Raw genomic sequence first — 20,753 nt, 5'->3', positions numbered from 1 at the left:
CTGCTACTACGCCACGACCGGCGCTTAATCCAGATCCAACTTATCAAGCTTCTGACGAAGCTCGCGTGAAGGACGACTGACGATCTGCACCAGAAAGTCACCTACTGGGGTGATAACGAGAGACAGAAGGAAATGACCGAGAAAGCCAAAGGCAGTCCTGCGCCCCATCAAACCGCAAATGGCGCAGGCGGTCAGATAAAGAATGGCCATGATAATCGGCATCGGTGTCCCTCAAGGCAGTGACTGAATCTGCGCTCTGAATTAATAACGTGTGTGGAAGACACGTTATATGCGAATGAAGACAGAGAATCTATCCGGTAAACACGTTCAGACTGAGCAGCTGATACGCTTTTCTGTCTGTTGGATCGATGTACTGACAATGACAGGCTGGCACGCTACTGCGTACCAGCCTGCAGTCATCACAAGAACGTGTTCACGATTTAAAGGGATCAGGCAGCAGCCTGAGCCGCGTCAACACCCTTAGCTTTCACTTCTTCAATGGTTTCGTTGACTTCAGCCTGAACTTTCTTGGCATTGAAGCTCAGGAAGTCACCACCTGAAGCGAAATGACGATGGAAAACCTTACCCACAGCGTAAGTAAAGGCAGAATCAAAAGCGGGCATAGTGGCCAGCGTAATCGCAGTGCCGATCACGGGCGTCTTGCGCACCAGTCGGCGCACCACACCTGAAGTGACCGTCTTGTAACCCAGATAGCCAGAACCCGCGCCTGCCAGCAAGGAAGTCACGGCAGATTTGCCCGCGTTGGCCTTGAATGGCACACCGTACAGATCACCCAGCTCCTTCAGCATTTTCAGCTGAACAGCGATCAGTGCGGCAGTGTCTACGAAAATAAAGGGAATAAGCCCGGCGCCCATGGACCAATAGCAGTTGTGGCGGATGATCTTGCGTGCCTGGGCATCAAGATCCAGGCTGATGACAGCCTCCTGAACTTCAGGCTCCACTGTCGCTTCAGCAGCGGTTGCCTCAACTTCGGGAGTAGGTTTGTCCTGGGGAGTGTCTGTCTTGCTGACCATGGTGTTCTCCTTGAATTAGCAAAAGTGGATCGGCTGTGCCGTCCACCTGATGGCTGTCATTGTCAAATCGCCGTGAGCACTGGGTTACTCGATTCACTGTCACCAAGCATCTTTCATCACCCGCCTTCGGCTTTTACTTCTTCCTATTGAGGAGACTGATCATGACGTTACGACGACAACGTGCGTCTTTAACCTCATGCCTCTCTTCGACCTGTTCTCTCCTTGCAAAGAAAACCGTCGATACCACCTGTGAGCAATCCCCGTTAGCAGACACCATGAATCACGCAAAAACTACCCCGCCTGATCAGAGTGTAAGCAAAAGTAAGCTAAAGATAGGCGCCCCATGTGCAGGCGTCAAACCTCTGAATACAAATCAAAAATTACCTTTACTGAGTGATCCTACCCGGAAAGCGTCAATTTTTACCCATCGCGTTACACGACCAGGGTTTTCACGGGAAGAATACCGGCAGCCCTGCTACTTTAAACGCACTTTGCGATAAAAAATTGACATCAATTCCATAAATCGTAGCCAATAGCGGGTATATCCCTGTTCAGTTGCACTTGTGCAGTATGCATTCTGTCCACCCGGAGCCAGACAATGACCGGACTTACCGGCAAAGTGGCGGCCGCCTTGATTGCGGTCCTGGCCATGGCCATTACCCTGACCACCACGCTCAACATCCTGCGTTACGAAGAGGCCTATGACCGTCTGGTCACTCAGCGCCTTGATGTCATCGCCAGCGAAATCAAACGTGATCTGCTGATCGGTATTGATCTTGGCCTGCAGCTCAATGCACTGGAAAACCTGCAGGATATATTGCAGCGTCCAGTGAACCAATACCCCGATCTTGCCAATGTGGCTGTCTACAGCTGCCAGCAGCAGCTGATTGCCAGCAGTGGCGATACGCCAGCGACCGCAGCGCCTCCATCCGTCGGTACACACTTCAATAAGGACAGTGCCACAGTCACTGCCGCACTGACCGATAGCCTGGGTGCGTGTGCAGGGTACCTGAGTATCGCCCAGCATGATGACGTCTTTGCCGCTACTCGCACTTCTGTACGCCAGACGCTGATCTGGGCAGGGCTGATCGCCATGCTGGTGGCGCTGCCATCGCTGTATTTCATTGTGCGTCTGTTCCGCCGCCACAACCGGCTGCTTGATGCCCTGAACAGTGATGCCAGTCAGCTGGAGCGTCAGGAGACTCTGGATAACCTCACTACTGACGACGCCATCAGTGGCGATGAGGCCTTGCTGAAGGCCTATGTTGCGGCCCGTGAGCCATTGCGTAAGGCCCTGCAACAACCACACAACCGCCCGCTCAGCGAAGGAGGATCAGCATGATTCGGCGCTGGCTGCTTGATCCGGTCAACCGCTTACTGCTGCTGACCGGCGTGACCGTATTGCTGGCCCTAAGCTTTATCTCCGCTGTGGCCATTTTCAGCAGCGGCCAGACACTGCTGCCGCTGCTGGCACAGAAAGCCGATGCCGAGACACGCGTCGTCAAAGATAAACTTGAGCGTGCCCTCAGCCTTGGCATTCCACTTCAGCATCTGGTCGGTATCGATGAGCTCTACCAGCAGCTGGCGGCCAGCGATTCCGATCTGGATTTTCTGGTGGTCAGTACGCCAGCCACCGGGACAGACCCTGCCGGGCAGGTACTTTACAAGACAGGTAACGGAGCCAATAGCGCGACTGACGTTTTGGCTGCCCCCCTCAGCCACCCTCATCTTCATCTGGATCTGCCTGCCTATCAGCAGGTACGACAGGCGGTACTGGTGACCAGCCAACCTCTGCTGCTGGGCGAGCAACAGGTGGCTACGCTCTATCTGGGTCACCCGCAACGGGCCTTGTTACGCCCACTGCTGGATAACCTGCAAGACATCGGCATCGTATTGCTGGTGGCACTGCTGCTGTCATTCGAGCTGATGCTGCTGGTACTGACACTGAATCTGTCACTGCCCACCCGCACAGCCATTCGGGTGCTGGGTGAAGTCGCTGAGCAACGCTTCACCCTGCTCTACGGCTACCTCAATCGCGATGCACTGGGTCGCCTGATGCAGAACGTCAACGGCATCATCCAGCGCGGCGCAAATGCCGTCACACCACAACTGACCCGGGAAAATCATCTGGTCGGCGTACGCCTGCTGACCTTCCTGTTCGTCTTCGCCGAAGAACTGGCACGCCCCATCATGCCGTCTTATTTTGCTGATCTGGCGGCCACTGTTCCCGGTCTCGATGTGAACGTCGGGGCCGGTATCATCATGGCCCTGCACATGATGATCGCAGCCGTAGTGTTACCCGTTGGCAGCCTGATCTATGACCGCATCGGCAGACTGCGGCTGTATATGATAGGCGCCATCCTCGCGACCCTCGGCCTGCTGGGCACCGGACTGGCCAACAGCTACTGGGATCTGGTGTTCTGGCGTGCCCTGTCGGCCATCGGCTACGGCACCACCTTCGTTGCCTGTCAGGGCTTCGTGCTGGAATCTACTACCCGCCAGAACCGTGCCCGCGGCACGGCGATGATGCTCAGCGGTCTGATGCTGGCCGATATCTGTGGCCCGGCCATTGGCGGCATTCTGGTCAGCCATATCGGTGCTGCCACCACCTTCCAGATCGGTGCCTGTGCGTCACTGCTGGCCGCTCTGGCGGTTACCCGCCTGATGAGTGGTGTCGCCGACCATCGGGAAGCCCCACCCAAGCTCACCTTTGCCGCGTTTGGTGACACCTTCCGCAACCGCCACTTTCTGGCGCTGCTGTTTCTTTCGGCCATTCCCGCCAAGCTGTTTCTCAGTGGCTTTCTCTACTATCTGGTGCCACTGACCCTGATCAGCTCCGGCATTTCCGTCGCCGATGTCGGCCGTATCCTGATGCTGTATGGCCTGGTTGCCCTGCTGGCCGGACCGGCTCTGGCCAGTATCACTGACCGTCTGGAGCGGCCCATTTACGCGGTGATCGTCGGCAGTGCGCTGACGGCAGCTGGCATGCTGTCACTGACACTTCACCCTTCCGTTATGACGACCATTGCCAGTGTTGTCTGCCTTGGTGCAGGTCAAGCCCTGTCGATTCCAGCTCAGATCAGCTCAGCCATCACCCTGTCGGCCAGTGCTATTGAAAAACATGGTCAGGGGCCGGTGATCGGTTCCCTGCGTCTGGTGGAGCGCCTCGGTGGTGGCACCGGCCCTATTGTGGCTGGCGCACTGGCGGCCCATCTTGATGCACAGGGTGCTGTCGCCATCTTCACTGCCATTGCCTGGAGTTGCTGCCTGTTGTCACTGCTGATGGCGTTACCCGGCCGGCGGGAGGCCTCACCATGCTGAGACGACACCTGCTGACACTGTTATTACTGGCGACTGCCATTACGTCCACGTCGGTAGCCACCGCGGCAACTGCCGCAGAAGCTAAAGTCCCCCGTATCGTGATGCTGCTCTGGCGTGGTGAAACCCCCGTTGAGCAGGGCTTCAAGACCTACTTTCACGATCATCAGCGGCAGGCTCAGTTTGAAGAAATTGACCTGCAACGTGACCTCAGCCGACTGCCCGTGGTTCTTGAGCAAATAAAACAGAATCCGCCGGATCTGGTATACACCTGGGGTACCGGCGTCACGCTGGGTACCGTAGGTCGCTGGGATGAGAGCGACCCCGCCAAACTGCATGACATCCCGGTCGTGTTCTCCATGGTGTCAGCACCATGGAAGACCGGTATTGCCGCCCCCGAAGGTCAGCAGCGTGCCAACGTCACCGGTGCATCGCACATCGCTCCGCTGGCAACCCAGCTCAAAGCCATGTCGGTCTATATGCCGGTACAACGGCTGGGGGTGATATTTACCCCGACTGAGCCCAACTCGGTCAGCTCGGTGAATGATCTGGAGCAGGCCACCCAGGCCGCAGGTATTCAGTTGCTGCAGGCACCGGTACCCAATCTGGCAGACGGTACGCCAGACCCGGCTTCCATACCCGCGCTGGTTGCCAAGCTGGCCGAGCAAGGGGCCAATGTCATCTACATCGGCCCCGATAACTTCGTCGGCACCTACCGCCAGCAGCTGACATCTGCAGCCCTGGCTCACGGTATCCCCTGCTTTACCGGCACCGAGCTGGAAATTCGCGATGGTGATGCCATGTTCGGACTGGTCAGCCGCTATGACCTGGTCGGTCGGCTGGCCGCATCCAAAGCCGAGAAAATACTGTTTGAAGGCCAGTCAGCCGCAAACATTCCCATCGAAACCCTCAACCGCTTCAGCTATCTGATCAAGATGCCTGTCGCCCGCAGACTGCAGCTCTACCCGCCGGTATTGCTGCTGGACTACGCCGAAGTACTGCAGTAATTGCCGAGAAGTCCATGAGCAGAGCGCCTTTATCCTCCCCACCTCACATCCAGACACTCAACCTGTCACACCTGCAGGCCATCATCACCCTTCATCATGAAGTGCGCGCCCTGCTGGAGCCGAGCCTGATTGCGACGGAAACCGACGACTACTTCGCCGACCATCTGGCCCGCTGTGGTCGGATTTATGGCATTTTCGCCGACGACCAGACAGACCGTCTGGTGGCTTATGGGGTATTGGGCCTCCCCGGTCTGCGCGATCCCAACTTTGGTACAGATCACGCTTTGAGCGAGTCCGAACTCGGTCGGGTCGCGCATATCGATGGCGCAGCAGTGACGCCAGACTGGCGGGGTCTTGGCCTGCACCGTCTGCTGATTCGTCATCGTGAAGTGAAGGCCAGGGACTTTGGCCGCACCCTGCTGCTGTCCACCGCGGCACCGGGAAACTTCTACAGTCTGAACAATCTGCTGCAGTGCGAACTGCAGGTGCGCGGGGTCAGGCAGAAGTTCGGTGGGGAACGCTTTCTGCTGCGTAAGGATCTCAATCAGCCGGCGATCGCCGCTGATGACGACAGGCAATGGACTAACGTGCAGGATACCGTTGCCGTTACAGCAGCGTTACAGCGGGGATGCTGGGGGTGGCAGCTACGTCGTGCTGATGATGATCAGACTGACATATTGTTTGCCCCGCCAAAGCGGGCTTAAATGATGGCCACCTGTTTTCTGGCAGCCATATCGACAGGCAACGTGACAGAACCCGGATCATGCACACGTTCAGGAGAGCGCAATGGATCAGCAACACCTTGTCTTTGAGCATGACAACCCTTTCAAGGCCATTCGTCTGGCACAGGCCAAAGAGCTGGTAGAGCGCTATGCCTCCTACGCCGCCGTAGGCTGCGTCATCCCTTTGCCTCTGGTGGAAATTGCCACCCTCAGCGTGTTACTGATGAAGATGCACAAGGCGCTGGCCGAACACTACGAGTTGCCGTTTCGCTATCGTGACATGCGCGCTGTTCTGGTTGCCGTTCTCGGCGGTGCCACACCGACCGGCGTTGGCAACCTCACCACCTCGGCGCTGCTGAAGTGGGTCCCCGGTGCCAACCTCATCGGTATTGCGACTGCCACCCTCGCTGCCTCGGTAATTACCCGGGTGATTGGCCTGGGCATCATCATCAGTTACGAGTCAGGAGAACCTGACCTGACACTGGATCTGGATGAACTGCGTCAGCAATATCAGGCCGCCAGCGTCTGATGACGAGATGAACAGTGCGACGTCTGCGGTTACTGATCAGCAGACTCATCAATATCAGGTGGGCCTTTGGGACCACCGTCCTGCAACCAGCCAATTTCCCGCCAGTAACGGGCAGCCCCTTCGTGGAAGGGCAGGAAGTTACCCACCTCAAACATTTCTCTGGCGTTCAGCATCGACAGATTAGGCGTCTTGGCACGCAGTACGTCGAGATGTTCCATCAGCGAGCGCGTCAGCCAGTAGACGATGTAGGGTTTGACCGGCTCATAGGCGACCAGCGATGCCTTGAAGCCATAAGACTCAATGGACTGATCCTGACCGGGGTAAAGATTGGCCGGTAAGGTCTGGTGAGAGTAATACTGGTGCTGATGCAGCAGATTTTCCATGCCGTCACCGTTCATCCCCACCAGTCTGGCCCCGCAGAATCGCGCCACATCATCCACCACCTGAGCCGGATGGCCTATCCACACCGGGAAGGCATCAATGTAGCCACTGCATAGCCCCTGCGAATTGGCATCCTGAGTGACAGCGTCAGCACGGCCCAGATCAGCAGGTTTGAGGCCATATGCCGCCAGCAGCTCCAGTGCCTGATTGCGGCTGGCACTGCCTTCCGGCCCCAGATTAACGCGCTTGCCACGCAAATCAGCGACACCATGAATATCCGAATTTTTGCTCACCACCAGCACGCCCATTTCGTTATGCAAGGACATCACCGAGCGGGCACCGGGGATCGGCTTCTCACCGTTACTGGCGTAGTAGTTGGTATCGGACTGGACGATGATCATCTGCGCCCGGCCCTGCGTCATCAGATCACGGTTGCTGCCGACGCCCTGAGAGCGCAATGCCACACAGCGGATATGATGCTGGCGGTACGTCATGCTGAGGGTGTCACAGATGGCACTGGCGACGTAGTAATACACCCCTGAAGTACTGCCACTGTAGATGGCAAGAAAGTATTCCTTCCCTTGCGGCACTGTGCTGATGGCATAGGGTGCAGAGGGGTCTGGCACGGATGAAGACTCAGCATCACCACTCTGATACTGGCTGAGCGGAATAGCATCAGGGCTGTAGGGTAGCGCCGCTGGCGCATCCTGTGCCCGACCGATCTGGGAAAACGCAACAAGACCGACACACAGCAGCATGCGGGGCAACAACGAGTGTAACTGTAACCTCAGACCGCACCAGGCTGGTCGACTCATGGTTCCTTTTCCTCCCCAGAACACCAATAACCCACTCTGACTCTTGCTGCCGGTAGACTGCAGCGGTAATAGCAAACTGTCCGACCGTGTTCATAACAGCTTCGGAACAGGGCCTGCCAGGAACTGGCAACACGATGTGGCCTAAAGCGTGACAATGCGTGAACGCACTCCCGGCCCTCGCGAGTATAGACAATGGCCCAACTCAGTGTCAGTCAGAAGACAACGCAATTGTGCCAGAACCTGTTAAGTTACCCTGCAGAACCATCATCCGTCAGTACAGAGGAAATGCGTCCATGTCTCATCCTTTCCAGTTAATTGCTGGCAACGCCTTGCTGCGCACCAGGGAAGACCCCGTTAACCCGGTGTGGGACCACGATCTCAATGTGGTATTACCCACGCAGGACATGCAGCACGCCGCCATTGCCATGCATCACTGGCCGGAATATCGCCCCACGCCGTTGTATTCACTGCCTGCCATGGCGTCTACCTTGCAGCTGGGCCAGCTGTGGGTGAAGGATGAATCGCAGCGCTTTGGCCGGGGCGGGGTAAAAGCGCTGGGCGCCCCCTATGGATTACTGACACTGCTGGGTGAAGCACTGCTGCTGCCCCCCGAGTTGATTGCCGACGGTCAGGCTCATGATCGCTGCGCAGCGTACACCGCCATTGCCGCCACCGATGGCAATCACGGGCTGGCACTGGCGTGGGCAGCGAAGCAGTTCGGCTGCGCTGCCCATATCGTGCTGGGACAGGGCGTCGATGAAGGGCGTATCCAGCGTATCCGCGACTGTGGTGCGGTGGTAGAAGTCATTCCCGGCACCTACGATGACGCTGTATTACTGGCCGAACAGCGGGCCAGAGAGGATAACCACACCCTGCTGATCACCGATACCGACTACCACGGTGGCTTGCCGGTGACCCGGGCCATCATGGCAGGTTACAGCGTGCTCGCGCAGGAGATGGCAGAAAGCCTGCACCTCACGCCTCCCACTCATGTCTTTCTCCATTGCGGCGTTGGGGGGCTGGCCGCCGCGGTAGCCGCCGGGCTCTGGCATGTACTGGACCACGCACCCAACGTCATCACCGTCGAGCCCACCCGCGCCGCCTGCCTGTTTGCCAGTCTGGCACAGGGTCAGATGATGCAGGTGCCCGGTGATCTGAGCACAAGAATGATCGGCTTGTCCTGTGGTTTGCCATCGCAACCTGCATGGCAGATTCTCCGCCGCTGCGCCTCGGGGGCAGTGACCGTCAGTGATGAGCTCTCACTGCAGGTGCAGCACACGCTGGCAAGAGGGATCGGCAGCGATCCGCAAATCCTTTCCGGTGACACAGGCATTGCGGGCCTGACAGGCTTATGGCTGGCCGCACAAAACCCACTGCTCCGACAGGCATTTGAACTGAATGAAAACAGCCGGGTCTTAGTGATCAGCAGTGAGGGGCCGCAACCCGGTCAGGTGATCTGACAAAGGCCCTCATTGTTAACTAGCAGGCTGTTGAAAAACGTCATCGAGGCAGCCGAGACAAGGAAATACCCCGAGGGCACAAGAGGCAGGCGCAAAAGCGGAGTTTAGTGAACTAAATGAGCATCTGACTCGCGTTGCTCGCCCCTTCGGGGCCGTGCTAAAGCACGTTCAGCCTTTGGCTGTGAGCCTGTTTTTGACACCGTATTCGGCAACGCAGATAGATTTTCAACGACCTGCCAGGCTGCTGACGGCACACTAATGCCATTGCCAGCACATCCATCTGCGCGCAGACTTTCCAGCTCTTCCGCCTGAAGTTTATCTGGCCGGTCACAAGGATCTGATTATGGTCAAAACACCGCAACGCACACTGTTCACCACCATTCTGATCAGCGCTCTGGGCGGCACCGCCACCGCGGTCAGCGCAACGCCCATCATTTACTTCAATGACACCCCGGACGAAGGTTCGCTGGAGTCACCCCTGGCTCCGCGCGCCAGCGCCGAAGGGCTGGTGATTGATGACAGCAAGGCGCAAGTACGTCTGGTGGCCGCCACACTGACCGACACCGTGCGAGAACAGGACGGTGCAAAGCTGCACTTTCTGACCAGCACCACGCCCTCCTCCCTGATGCTGATCGATATTCCCCAGCTTCATCCGGGCACCGTCACCGAATTACTGACCGGTATGAACTTTCTCGATAACACTCTGGGCTTTGATCTCGCCGGTCACCACTACCAGCTGCAACGTACCGCACAGCAGCAGGATGATTGCGACAGCCGTGTTGTCCTGCAGGAAGGCAGTCACCAGCAGGTGTTATTCGACGTGAAGCAATACCTGCAGCAGCACCCGGAACCCGGCTGTGACGAGCCTTCCTTTGCCATCTATTGGGCCGGAGATCTCGACCACGATGGTAAGCTCGATCTGATCACCAACTTCAGTCCCAAATACAGCTACGTCCCTATGCAGCTATGGCTGTCGTCCGCCGCCCCCAAAGGCGAGCTGCTCAAACCAGTGGCCCAGTACGACTCCTACAGTCAGTGATACAGCGCATTTGCCAATAGCAGATTGAGCCGATGATACGCCCGGACACCATTCAAGACCGGCTCAGCCCGCCCACTATCGCTCTCCAGCGCTCTCCGGTGGTCATTGCTTACCGGCCTGACTTTATTCGGGAAGCCGGCGCCCGCCGTAGGTCTTTCTCGGTCTGATATCACCTATTGCACCGGCATCGTTATAGACCTCCCGGTGCATATCCCTGCGTATCTCGTTTTCGGTGGGGATGTGTTCAAATACCCGTCGCCCGGATCGTGGCCCGACCGTGTTGATCTCCTCAAAGGGAATGCCCTTTTCGTTCTCCCCTCTGACCTTCACACCATTAAGACTATGGGCAGAGTGAATCAATTCATGGCCCAGCGCCAGCGCCTCGCTCATGCCCATGGAAGAATCCAGTCTCTTCATGCTCAGGTTAAGCTCAGGATGAAATTGCTGCGGGTCGCCCCAGCGCAGGGATAAATCGGTATGGTGGGAAACAAACGACATGGCACCCGCTGCAGGTAAATAGGTTCTGTGTCCTGCTTCCTCCTCAACTCTGGCTGTCGCCAGCACTCTGGAAGCGCTTTCACCCTGGCGTAACCCCGTCTGACGGCCAGCATCACGAATAAACACCGGATTCTCTATCTTGCTGCCGTCAGCTTTGACATCCAACGCATGGAACAATGCCTGACCGGCACGGGTTTCGGCCAGCTGCGTCAGATGCTGGCGCGTCTGAGTGGCAAAATCGGCAAACTCCGCACCGCTGGTATGGGTGGTGTGCTTGTCATCACGGATGATGGCGATGTTCGGGGAGAAAGGTGACCTGACCGTCTGCATTGGCAGCAACTCGTCTCGCTGATCCTGCAGCTGCCGGGAAGTAGGAATAAAAGCGGGGCGCGCTGTCTCGCCAACTGCCTTGAGCGTAGCGGCAGCCGACGGTGCTGATGGACCCGGGAATGGACTGACGGCAACCACGTCAGGAGCAGGATGGGCCATCTCGGAAGTATCAGCAGCCGATGTGCTGGCAACATGGACGGTGGGCGCGGCGGGGTTAGTTGTGACCATTTGGCGACTCCCTGAATTGCGGCCCTAGAAGTGGTGTGCCTTGTTGTGGTGACAGGTTGCGGTGGGAGGAAGGTTCCGGCGCCGCATCCGCCATCTCCAGTAGCCGCTGAAAGCGGGCTGCCAGCATATCGGCATTGTCCATCACATCTGTCAGCTGTCTGTCCCATAACTCGCTGGCCGATGACGGTACGCTGTCGTCACCGAGATCAGATACAAAGGTGTAGGCCAGCATCCGGTTCTGCTCGTCGAAACCCAGCGTCCCCTTGATGGCAATGCTCTGGTAGAGATTAAGCCCCAGCGCCTCCTCCATCAGCAGCGACCTGTGCCTGCCATGCAGTGGCAGCAAAGGGCAGTAAAACAGCAGATAACGGTGGTCAGCAGACAGGGTCAGCATCACCCGCTGACCCGACCGACCCTGCAGATAACAGTTCAGTCTGTCATCGAGCCGGGTGCCTTCACCCAGCCGCGCCAGCCATCGATTAATGTCGTCTTTGCTCTGTTTCATGGCACCTCACCCCTGCGTCCCAAGGTTGGGTGAAGTTTGCCGTGAGGAAGTTCCTGACCGTTACAAAGCGAACGTCAGGGTGTCAATAGCACCTGCTGCACCAGCTCTTTCGCCCGCTCAGCGACGTAGAAGTGCCCGGCATCGATGACCTGCAGGTGAAACTCGCCTGCCGCCAGCTCCTGCCAGCGTCCTACATCCTCCGGCAAGGCTTCCTGATCATAACGACCCGCCAGCGCCAGCAGCGGACAGTGAAATCGCACGCTGGCGGGACGGTTAAAGGTTTCCGCCAGTTCAAAGTCGGCACGCAGCATGGGCAGCAGCAGCTTCATCATTTCATCATGGGCCAGCACCTCGGCAGCCGTTCCGCCCATGCGGATCAGCTCCTGCCGAAACGGCTCATCGGCCAAAAGGTAAGTGGGCGACTTGAGCGGGGGCAGAAATGGCGGACGCCGGGCAGAGACGACAAAGCGCTCAAGGGGGTAGCTGGCAGCCTGCAGTCGCAACACCAGATCATGGCCAATGGAAGCCCCCATACTGTGACCAAATACCGTCAGCGGTGCTGGCTCCAGTGCCAGTATTGCCTCCAGCAGGGCCTCGACGATAACGTTCACGTCGGTAATGGGCTGCTCTCTGATACGTCGTTCACGCCCGGGCAACTGGGCACAGAGCATTTCCATCCCGGCTGGCAGATAGCTTTGCCAGCTGCGAAATACGCCGGCACCGCCGCCCGCAAAGGGTAAACACAGCAAACGCCGTTGTGGCCGGATAACCGGCTGAAAGCAGGTAAGCCAGGGCGACGGGCCGCTATGATGGCTGATCATCCGTGATGGCTCCCTGCACGCCCGGGCTCGAACTGGCCTTCATTCATGGCCAGAATCTGATCGGCCAGATCAAACCAGCGATCATCGTGAGTGACACAGATCACCATCTTGCCGCGTGCCCTGAAGGACGGCAGCAGCTCTTCATAGAACAGCTTGCGGAAGTGCGGATCCTGATCAGCGGCCCATTCATCAAGGATCAGCACAGGTTTATCTTCCAGCTCAGCGACCACCAGTGCCAGTCGCTTGCGCTGACCGGCAGACAGATCGACGGTGGTGAAGGCACCATCACGAATATGCACCTTGTCGGCCATCTCCAGCTTCTGCAGCAAGGCCTCGGCCCGCGCCAGCGCTTCCGGTGCCACGCCATACAAGCGGCGGAACAGGTAATAGTCGGCGAAGACTGCCGATATCTGATCGCGCCAGGCCTGCATCTGCTCCGGTCGCAATGCCTCGCCATTCACCTGCAACGCCCCCTGCTGCGGGTGCATCAGGCCGGTGAGCAGGCGCATCATAGTGGATTTGCCCGAGCCATTCCCCCCCGTGATAAAGGTGATCTGCCCACAGCGAAAACGGGCATTGAGCGGGCCTGCTGCAAAACCGCTGTCGCCATGCTCACTGGGGTAACGATAGCGAATCCCCTCCAGTGCCACGTCCTGAACCGGTGCTGACAGGGGCTCGGCGGATTCGTCCACCCCATCCGCCAGTGCCTGCCGCAGGCGCTGCTGTAAACCCTGCATTTCCTGCAATGAGTGCTGTGCATCGCCCACTGCCGGAATGGCCTGAGCAATCATGCCGATAGGGCCAATCAGGAACAGTACGGCCGTGGTCGCCTGCACCACACTCTGGTGAAATTCGCTGGTGAAGATCGGCACCACAAACACCATCAGCCCCACCAGCAGATAGAACACCAGCTGGATCAAAGCCGACTCTACCGCCCAGCGCGCCTTGATGGCGGTCTTGGCAGCGCGGGCATGGGCCGACACCGCTGCCAGCTCACCGACCACCTGCTCGCCCCGCAACTCATTCAGCCGCACTTCTTTAAGCCCCCGCAGCAAACCGCTGAGCCCACCAAACAGCTGACCTTCCTGAGCCATCACCTCGCGGGTCGCCAGCCCCAGTGCGGTCATGCGCTGCAAATGCAGGCCGATGGCAAACAACGTAAAGCCTGCCGCCATGACAAAGGCCGTCATCGACAACCAGGCCAGATACAGGCAGACAAACACCAGCATCGCCATCTGCTGCGAGCCGATCACCAGCAACGGCAAACTGCGGGAAATGGTCTGAGCATCCTGAGTCAGGGCGGCATACAGCGGCGCACGCCCAATACTGTCGATGGTCTGAATATCGGAGCGGCGAATATCCTTGACCATCGCCAGCCGCATACGATCAATCATCGCCTCCACTTCACGGGCAACAATGGCCGTCACCGCTTGCTGCGACAGCGCAAACAAGGCTACCGTGACCAGAAACATGAAGGCCAGTCGCAGGCTGCTGCCACCGGAGGCCACCAGCGATGATGCCATGTTGATAATGCCCAGCAGTAGCGTGGTGGACACCGCCGCAACGACGGTCAGAAACAGCAGATAACGGGGATTGGCGCGCACTTCCTGGCGTAATAACTGTAACAGCGGCATCAGACCACCTCCCCACTACGGCGTGTGGCCTTTATTTCAGTCAGTTGACCCTCTTCCAGATGCACGCGCCGGTCGGCTGCATCAAAGTAATGGTCATCGTGGGTGACGGCGATCACCGTCAGCCCGCGTCGTTTCAACTCAGGCAGAATCTCGTAGTAGAAGAAGCGACGGAAATGCGGGTCCTGATCGGCAGCCCATTCATCCAGCACCAGAATGGGCCGCTTCTCCAGCAGGGCCACCAGTAACGCCAGCCGCTTGCGCTGTCCGGTGGAAAGATTGATATGGGCAAAGTGATCGCCGTCGATGGTGGTTACCTTGTCGATTTCCAGCCATTGCAGCAGCTGCCGGGCTTCGGCGGAGTCCAGCTCAGGCACACCGTGCAGCCGCTGGAACAGATGAAAGTCGGTGAATACCGTGGCAAACATGCCACGCCATGCCTTCAGCGTCGAAGGCCCGATCTCTTCACCATCAACACTGATCTTGCCAAAGTGCGGAGTATAGAGGCCAGTCAGCAGCTTCATGAAGGTGGACTTACCGGAGCCATTACCACCGGTGACAAACACGATTTCACCACGTCGCAACTGCAGATGGATCGGTCCAACGGCGAAAGGCTGTTCACCTTCCGGCGCGGGGTAGGTGTACTCCAGCCCTTTGAAATGAATGGTGTCGAATGTCTGCGGCAGAGGCCGGGGCGTCACCACTTCCGACGCATCCGCCATCGCTCCCAGCTGACGGTCCAGCGCCAGCATACGTTCAGCCGCGGCATTGCACTGCGCCAGAATGGCCATGGTCTGAATCAGCACACCCACCGGGCCAATCATGAACAGCACGGCCGTGGTGACCTTGACGACTTCATGGCGAAAGTCATCGGCATAGGTGGGCACCACAAACACCACCACGGCCAGCAGGGTATAGAAAGCAACCTGACCAAAGATGAACTGCTGAAAACCATGAATCTGTACATCGGTACGGATCGCCGTAGCGCGGTCCGTCACTTCGGTAAACGCCCGGCCAAAATCCTCACTGCGCGCGCTGGACAGGCGAATTTCCTTGATGCCGTCAAACAACCCGGTGATGCCTTCGAACAGCTTGGCCTCTTCTACCATCATGTGCTGATAGCGCTCCATCAAACGCTGGCCCAGCCCGGCATACAGCCAGCCCCCCACCAGTGTGACGGCCAGCACCATGCAGAATGCCAGCGGTGACAGCCACAGGATGTAGATCAACACCGATACCGTCAGAATGGCCGAGCGCAGGGCCTGCGCCAGATACTGGGTATTCTGCGACAGGGTCTGGGTCGTCTGGGTAATACTTTCAAACAGTGTCTCCTGCCCTACCCGCTCCATCTGGGCGTAATCGGCCCGGCGAATGCGGTTAAGCAAGCGCACCCGGAACAGGTCGATCACTGTCTCCATATCCGCGCCGAGTCGGGCCACCAGATAAAACTCACCACCAAAGAACGCAGCGGCAGTCAGGGCAAACGCAATCGCCAGCGGCCAGTCGACCTGATCATAGCCGGAGCGGGCGATATGCTCGGCAGCGATGTTGACCAGCGCCAGCAACACTACACTGCCGACCCCGGCGACAAAGGCACTGCCTAGCAGACGGATCCGTGGCGTCCCTTGCTGGGTAGCCAGTAATTCAAGCACTTTCATAAGGCTGGCAGACGTCCTTGGCAGAAGAATGAGTGGGCGGAAGAATGGACTGTTTTTAAACGGCTTTGGCAGGAATGTAAATTGGCGCCGGACAGCCAGTGCAGATCATCACACCAGTTGCTGAGTTGCCGGGCACTGAGGGTCACCACGCTCACGTCGCACTCTGCAACGCCAGCGATGGCCAGCGCCAGACGGTGGCAGGGGCTTACATCCTGACAGTACAGCCGCCATTGCTGCCGATCGACCTGAGCGCCAAGCGCCTGACCTTCGCTATACAGCTGGATGCGCTCAAGCCCGATACCCAGCCCCTGCCCGTCCGCCTTGGCCACCGCTTCCCGACAGGTCCACTGATGAAAGAATGCTTCGGCAAAGTGTTCACTCAGCTCATCAGGCAGCGTAGCCGCCACCTGTTCACCGAAGGCGGTCACGGCCAGTTCACGATCCACACGGGGGTACAATCGGTGCTCGATATCGACACCGACCTCCATGCCTGCGGCGGCAATGGCCAGTGCGACCTGCCCCTGGGTATGGCTGAGATTGAATGCCGGTCCATCGACCAGACAGGGCTTACCTGAGGGTAACGCTGAAAAATGCAGCTGCTCAGGTGAGCACTGCCGGATGGCAGCCAGTGCCAGTCGCTTCAGCGCATGAGCAGCGGCCTTGGCGCGCCGGTCCGCAGGGCGTTTCAGGCGCGCTACCTGCTGACATTCAGCTTCGCTCAATACCTTCAGCCAGCCAGTCACGGCGTCCAGCTGAGTATCCTCGCCCACATCCACCCGCAACAGCCAGACAGTGCCCGGCAACAGGGTGAAAGTCTGGGCAGTGTCAGCAAAGGGTGTGGGAGCTGAAACAGGCAAATCCGTTGTCAAAATAAACTCCGTATTGTCACTGTGCGGTAATGCCTATGACGAATGGATAAAAATGCGGGAAGAAAATCCACCGATAAGAAAACATAACCTCCGGAGGCTTTTGCAACACCGTATCACCGGGGTGCAGCAGAGCGCGAATACGTTCCAGCAGCGGATCACGCTGCTGGAACATCCCCGGTGAACAGGCTCAGCAAGCTGAACCTCACGCCACCGCGGCACGCTTGCGATACTGAATCTGGCAGTAGTCACGCACGTGTCCGGCCAGCTGGCTGATAAAGGGCCGCACCAGCATCTGCCCGTGGGTGCCTTCCATCCAGCACAGATGCACCTGTCCCTGCGTCACCTGCCGCCAGCCGTTGTAGTCATCACCGGGCAGATGCGGCGACATGCGTGTCAGCTCTTTCGGCTTGACCAGCAAAATGTCCAGCTCATCCAGTGCCGGAGCTTTATAACGTACCGCCGCCAGCGCATTGTTCTGGAACACTGCCAGCAACCGTCGCATGGATTCACGATCGGCATTGTCCGGCAGCATATTGGAACCCTTGCCACGCTCAACCAGCAGGTCAAGACGCTGCTCCGGTGTCAGTGGCCGCAGGGTTTCCGCATCGACCAGCCCCAGCTCTTCAAACAGATCGGCCAGATAGTCCGCCTCATCCTTGCGCAGCAGGGTTCTTACCCCGTCCGGCACGGCGATAGCGTCAAACAGCATCAGCTCACGCACATCCACGCCCATACGCCGCAGCCGATAGGCCGCTTCCACAGCCAGCAAGCCGCCAAAACTCCAGCCCGCCAGACGAATGGGGCCTTGCGGCAGCGCCTCACGGATAGCGGGCAGATAGGCAGCCACCATATCCTCCACGGTAGGCAACGGTGGCATTCCTTCTTCCAGCCCCTGCGCCTCCACCATGTACACCGGCTGATCAGGCCCCAGCTCTTCGGCCAGTGCCTGATAGCACAGCACGTTGCCGCCCACCGGATGGAAGCACACCAGCGGTACCTGCGAGCCCTCCACATTCACTGCCACCAGCGGTGAACGGCGATGGGCCTGCTGATGGCGCTGCTCGATACGCTGCGCCAGTGCCGCGACACTGGAACAGACAAACAGATCAGCCAATGGCAGCTTGATATCAAACTCACGCTTGAGAGCGCCGAGAAAGCGCACCGCCAGCACACTGTGGCCACCGAGTGCGAAAAAGTCGGCCTGCGCATCCTCAATCACCTGCTCCAGTACTTTGCCCATCAGCACCGCCACCGTCTTCTCGGTCGCGGTAGTCAATGGCTGCTGCACCTGCGCCTGACGAATATCGCTGTCAAAGGGTGAAGGCAGTTTGCTCAGATCCAGTTTGTCGTTCCCTGTCAGCGGCAGCTCCTGCACCGTCAGCAGCCATGAAGGCAGCATATAGGTGGGCAGGCAGCCGTCGAGGTACGCCCGGCAGGCAGCAGCATCAAAACCTTCATGGGGAATGATATAGGCCACCAGCGTCCTGTCGGCGCTGCTGTCCTGCTGACCGTTACATGACTCCGGCGCTCTGGCCACCACCGCCGCCCGGCGCACATAAGGGTAGCTGTGCAGCGCCGCTTCAATATCGCTCAGCTCAATGCGATTGCCGCGTATCTTGACCTGTCCGTCCTCACGACCAACGTAATGCAGCAAGCCGTTACCCAGCCAGCGGCCCAGATCACCGGTGCGATACCAGTGCTGGCCCAGCTCATCACGCAGGAAGCGGTCAGCCGTGAGCTGATCATCATGCAGATAACCACGCCCGACACCGGCACCACCGATCTGGATTTCGCCCACTACGCCCACGGGGACTGCCCGCCCACTGTCATCACAAAGGCGGATGCTGACACCCGGAATGGCGGCGCCGATGGGAGGTGGCAGGGTCTCCTGCCAGTTGCGTGCGGTCATGATGTGCTGACAGGCCGAGACACAGCATTCGGTCGGGCCATAGGCATTGATCAGACGATCATCGGCATGATGTTCAAACCCATAGAAACGTCGGGCCAGTTCAGCGCCGAACACTTCACCGCCGAGAATAAAGGTGCGTGCCATGCCCTGACCTGTGGAGTGCTGGCGACGGCTCAGGCCGCTATCAGTGGCCTCCCAGTAATCCAGCAGCAGGCCAAACATGCTCGGCGTGGCATCAATCAGGTCCAGCTGACGCTGAACGATAAAGCGATGCAGGGCTTCAGGCTCACGCCGGCTCTCTTCATCGGGCAGATGCAGGGTATGGCCGCCAAGCAGCGTGGAGAATATCTGTACCACCGAGGCATCAAACACCAGCGGTGCGCAGCAGGACACCTGCCGGGCAGGCTGCACATCGGCATTATCCCAGGGGGAGTTCAGCTGGATGGCGTTGACCGCGTGGGCCAGACTGACCACGGAGCCCTGATTGATCATGACGCCCTTGGGCTGACCGGTGGTGCCGCTGGTAAACAGTACATAGGCCAGATGCTCACCATTCACTGCTGGCCAGCCCTGTTCGGGGGCCGCGGTGCTGATCAGCGCGCGGCGGTCATGACGGTAGCGATGCAGAACCGTAGCCTTTTCATCCACGATCTGACGGCCATGATTAGGCAGCAGCAGCGCATCAAAGGTATAGGGTGCAGGGTCAAAACCGGGAGCATCAATGGCGCTGACTTCACAGCACAGGCCGCGCTCCTGTGCCCAGTCCTGCACAAACTCAGCGGGGACAAACAGATCCTCGATGAAATCCAGCCGGGTCTGCATACCGGAACCCACATGCTCACGGGCAAACCGGGCCAGATCAGCCAGATACTGCTCACGCCGCTGCAGATTCCACAGGTTGCCGAGATAGATCGCCCCGCCCTGCGCCAGCAGCCCCTGCACCTTGCTGAGCACCTGACGCAGATAGCCAAAACCCGGGAAGTTCTCTACCACGCTGTTAAGGATGACGATATCGAAGGAGCCTGCAGCGAAGATGTCGACATCATGGGCCGCCAGCTGCTTACCCGTCACCTGCGTCAGCCCCAGCTGTTTGGCGGCGGCTTCGACCCGCTCGACATTGCGCCGTGAAAGGTCACTGGCCACATACTGACCGGCCAGCGGCGCCACATGGCGCATGGTAAAACCGGAGGCGCAGCCAATCTCCAGAATGCGCGCCTCACCTGCGACAATGCCCATCCGCTGCAGCAATGCCGCCACTTTGTCATGTGCATTGCGACCAAACGCCGCCATCGCCTCTGCACTGATGGGGCGACCGGTAAAGGCACTCTTCCAGCCTCCGGCCTCGACATCGTCGGCCCTGTCACCGGCCAGATGATCCCAAAGTTCGGTCGACATCAGCGACCCGTGTACCTCGCTGAGGTCATCAATGTCTTCGCTATCGACGCAGAGTACGTGCTGCAGGCTGGCACAGCGCCACTGCAGCTGATGCAGGTCGGCTATCTGCGCACTGTCGGCAATCACCAGCGGTATATCAGCCTGCTCGATCTGACGCTGACGACGCAGCAAGGGGACGCCCGGATCCAGCGGCACCCAGGCACAACCGGCGCGCAGAATACCCAGTGCGGCGGCCACGAACCGCCAGCTGCGGCCGGTCATCACCCCGACGGGGGTTTCCGGTGCCAGCGGCAGATGCAGAATAAAGTCAGCAATACGGCTGACTTCACGATCCAGCTCGGCATAACTGACCTGAGCACTGCCATCGGCGACAGCAACACGCTCAGGATGACGCTTAACCATGGCACTGAAGCGGTCGATGATCGACGACGCCGACCACTCCAGAGACGAGCTGGCAGGTGTTAACGGCGCAGGCGCTATGGGGTCGTCAAACAGAAAATCAGCAATCTTCATCGGTAATCCTTTTGGCCTTCGTACCGGGCAGGTGGATGGCTTCCCACCGTGCCCGGAGTGACTTACTTACCTGTCGTATCAATGCCTTGTG

17 protein-coding genes are annotated in these 20,753 nt (G+C 58.6%); 7 read left to right on the top strand and 10 right to left on the bottom strand.

Annotated elements, in window-relative coordinates; all coding sequences use genetic code 11:
* Positions 1-24: 24 nt before the first annotated feature.
* Positions 25-222 (bottom strand): hypothetical protein, encoded by a 198-nt coding sequence (locus tag QCD60_RS20210; RefSeq protein WP_104154672.1) that lies wholly within the window; start codon positions 220-222, stop codon positions 25-27.
* Between the two features lie 227 nt (positions 223-449).
* Positions 450-1,034, bottom strand: a complete 585-nt coding sequence (locus QCD60_RS20205) for a DUF697 domain-containing protein (protein WP_104154673.1) — start codon at positions 1,032-1,034, stop codon at positions 450-452.
* Positions 1,035-1,632: 598 nt separating this feature from the next.
* On the opposite strand from QCD60_RS20205, the gene QCD60_RS20200 reads away from it, so the two are divergent.
* The 5 genes from QCD60_RS20200 to QCD60_RS20180 all read left to right on the top strand — a co-directional run bounded on the left by QCD60_RS20200 (position 1,633) and on the right by QCD60_RS20180 (position 6,610).
* Entirely contained in the window at positions 1,633-2,376 is a 744-nt protein-coding gene (locus QCD60_RS20200) for a hypothetical protein (RefSeq protein ID WP_279788037.1), read from the top strand.
* Positions 2,373-4,355 carry an MFS transporter gene (locus QCD60_RS20195; protein WP_279788036.1) on the top strand — a complete coding sequence of 661 codons (1,983 nt, stop codon included), beginning with the start codon at positions 2,373-2,375 and terminating at the stop codon, positions 4,353-4,355. Before QCD60_RS20200 ends, QCD60_RS20195 begins: the two co-directional genes overlap by 4 nt.
* A complete protein-coding gene (locus tag QCD60_RS20190) occupies positions 4,349-5,359 on the top strand; it encodes an ABC transporter substrate-binding protein (RefSeq protein ID WP_279788035.1) in 1,011 nt (336 codons plus the stop codon). The genes QCD60_RS20195 and QCD60_RS20190 overlap by 7 nt, the downstream gene beginning before the upstream one ends.
* Positions 5,360-5,373: 14 nt before the next feature.
* Complete coding sequence (locus QCD60_RS20185; RefSeq protein ID WP_279788034.1) at positions 5,374-6,063, top strand: GNAT family N-acetyltransferase; 690 nt, start codon at positions 5,374-5,376, stop codon at positions 6,061-6,063.
* 82 nt (positions 6,064-6,145) lie between these two features.
* Positions 6,146-6,610, top strand: coding sequence for a DUF697 domain-containing protein (locus QCD60_RS20180; RefSeq protein ID WP_104154678.1), 465 nt, complete (start codon positions 6,146-6,148; stop codon positions 6,608-6,610).
* 29 nt (positions 6,611-6,639) lie between these two features.
* On the opposite strand, the gene QCD60_RS20175 is transcribed toward QCD60_RS20180, so the two are convergent.
* A complete protein-coding gene (locus QCD60_RS20175; RefSeq protein WP_279788033.1) occupies positions 6,640-7,806 on the bottom strand; it encodes a TAXI family TRAP transporter solute-binding subunit in 1,167 nt (388 codons plus the stop codon).
* A 293-nt stretch (positions 7,807-8,099) separates the two neighbouring features.
* Here QCD60_RS20175 and QCD60_RS20170 point away from each other — a divergent pair, with 293 nt between their 5' ends.
* Positions 8,100-9,266 (top strand): diaminopropionate ammonia-lyase, encoded by a 1,167-nt coding sequence (locus QCD60_RS20170; protein ID WP_279788032.1) that lies wholly within the window; start codon positions 8,100-8,102, stop codon positions 9,264-9,266.
* A 343-nt stretch (positions 9,267-9,609) separates the two neighbouring features.
* Positions 9,610-10,305, top strand: coding sequence for a hypothetical protein (locus QCD60_RS20165; RefSeq protein ID WP_279788031.1), 696 nt, complete (start codon positions 9,610-9,612; stop codon positions 10,303-10,305).
* A 123-nt stretch (positions 10,306-10,428) separates the two neighbouring features.
* On the opposite strand, the gene QCD60_RS20160 is transcribed toward QCD60_RS20165, so the two are convergent.
* The 7 genes from QCD60_RS20160 to QCD60_RS20130 form a co-directional block, all read right to left on the bottom strand.
* Positions 10,429-11,361, bottom strand: a complete 933-nt coding sequence (locus QCD60_RS20160; RefSeq protein ID WP_279788030.1) for a M91 family zinc metallopeptidase — start codon at positions 11,359-11,361, stop codon at positions 10,429-10,431.
* Positions 11,348-11,866, bottom strand: coding sequence for a CesT family type III secretion system chaperone (locus QCD60_RS20155; RefSeq protein WP_279788029.1), 519 nt, complete (start codon positions 11,864-11,866; stop codon positions 11,348-11,350). The genes QCD60_RS20160 and QCD60_RS20155 overlap by 14 nt, the downstream gene beginning before the upstream one ends.
* Positions 11,867-11,940: 74 nt before the next feature.
* Complete coding sequence (locus tag QCD60_RS20150) at positions 11,941-12,687, bottom strand: alpha/beta fold hydrolase (protein WP_279788028.1); 747 nt, start codon at positions 12,685-12,687, stop codon at positions 11,941-11,943.
* A complete protein-coding gene (locus QCD60_RS20145) occupies positions 12,684-14,321 on the bottom strand; it encodes a cyclic peptide export ABC transporter (RefSeq protein WP_279788027.1) in 1,638 nt (545 codons plus the stop codon). The genes QCD60_RS20150 and QCD60_RS20145 overlap by 4 nt, the downstream gene beginning before the upstream one ends.
* Positions 14,321-15,976 (bottom strand): cyclic peptide export ABC transporter, encoded by a 1,656-nt coding sequence (locus QCD60_RS20140; RefSeq protein WP_279788026.1) that lies wholly within the window; start codon positions 15,974-15,976, stop codon positions 14,321-14,323. Before QCD60_RS20140 ends, QCD60_RS20145 begins: the two co-directional genes overlap by 1 nt.
* Positions 15,973-16,845 carry a 4'-phosphopantetheinyl transferase superfamily protein gene (locus QCD60_RS20135; RefSeq protein WP_279788025.1) on the bottom strand — a complete coding sequence of 291 codons (873 nt, stop codon included), beginning with the start codon at positions 16,843-16,845 and terminating at the stop codon, positions 15,973-15,975. Before QCD60_RS20135 ends, QCD60_RS20140 begins: the two co-directional genes overlap by 4 nt.
* A gap of 202 nt (positions 16,846-17,047) precedes the next feature.
* Positions 17,048-20,662, bottom strand: a complete 3,615-nt coding sequence (locus QCD60_RS20130; protein ID WP_279788024.1) for an AMP-binding protein — start codon at positions 20,660-20,662, stop codon at positions 17,048-17,050.
* Between the last annotated feature and the right edge of the window lie 91 nt (positions 20,663-20,753).

Source organism: Pokkaliibacter sp. MBI-7 (assembly GCF_029846635.1).
Lineage (GTDB): Bacteria > Pseudomonadota > Gammaproteobacteria > Pseudomonadales > Balneatricaceae > Pokkaliibacter.
The sequence above is the reverse complement of the archived record's forward strand: the minus strand, read 5'-3'. Positions and strand labels throughout refer to the sequence as shown.

Coding starts and splice junctions, on each gene's coding strand:
- QCD60_RS20210 (WP_104154672.1), bottom strand. CDS start 222: ATGCCGATTATCATGGCCATTCTTTATCTGACCGCCTGCGCCATTTGC.
- QCD60_RS20205 (WP_104154673.1), bottom strand. CDS start 1,034: ATGGTCAGCAAGACAGACACTCCCCAGGACAAACCTACTCCCGAAGTT.
- QCD60_RS20200 (WP_279788037.1), top strand. CDS start 1,633: ATGACCGGACTTACCGGCAAAGTGGCGGCCGCCTTGATTGCGGTCCTG.
- QCD60_RS20195 (WP_279788036.1), top strand. CDS start 2,373: ATGATTCGGCGCTGGCTGCTTGATCCGGTCAACCGCTTACTGCTGCTG.
- QCD60_RS20190 (WP_279788035.1), top strand. CDS start 4,349: ATGCTGAGACGACACCTGCTGACACTGTTATTACTGGCGACTGCCATT.
- QCD60_RS20185 (WP_279788034.1), top strand. CDS start 5,374: ATGAGCAGAGCGCCTTTATCCTCCCCACCTCACATCCAGACACTCAAC.
- QCD60_RS20180 (WP_104154678.1), top strand. CDS start 6,146: ATGGATCAGCAACACCTTGTCTTTGAGCATGACAACCCTTTCAAGGCC.
- QCD60_RS20175 (WP_279788033.1), bottom strand. CDS start 7,806: ATGAGTCGACCAGCCTGGTGCGGTCTGAGGTTACAGTTACACTCGTTG.
- QCD60_RS20170 (WP_279788032.1), top strand. CDS start 8,100: ATGTCTCATCCTTTCCAGTTAATTGCTGGCAACGCCTTGCTGCGCACC.
- QCD60_RS20165 (WP_279788031.1), top strand. CDS start 9,610: ATGGTCAAAACACCGCAACGCACACTGTTCACCACCATTCTGATCAGC.
- QCD60_RS20160 (WP_279788030.1), bottom strand. CDS start 11,361: ATGGTCACAACTAACCCCGCCGCGCCCACCGTCCATGTTGCCAGCACA.
- QCD60_RS20155 (WP_279788029.1), bottom strand. CDS start 11,866: ATGAAACAGAGCAAAGACGACATTAATCGATGGCTGGCGCGGCTGGGT.
- QCD60_RS20150 (WP_279788028.1), bottom strand. CDS start 12,687: ATGATCAGCCATCATAGCGGCCCGTCGCCCTGGCTTACCTGCTTTCAG.
- QCD60_RS20145 (WP_279788027.1), bottom strand. CDS start 14,321: ATGCCGCTGTTACAGTTATTACGCCAGGAAGTGCGCGCCAATCCCCGT.
- QCD60_RS20140 (WP_279788026.1), bottom strand. CDS start 15,976: ATGAAAGTGCTTGAATTACTGGCTACCCAGCAAGGGACGCCACGGATC.
- QCD60_RS20130 (WP_279788024.1), bottom strand. CDS start 20,662: ATGAAGATTGCTGATTTTCTGTTTGACGACCCCATAGCGCCTGCGCCG.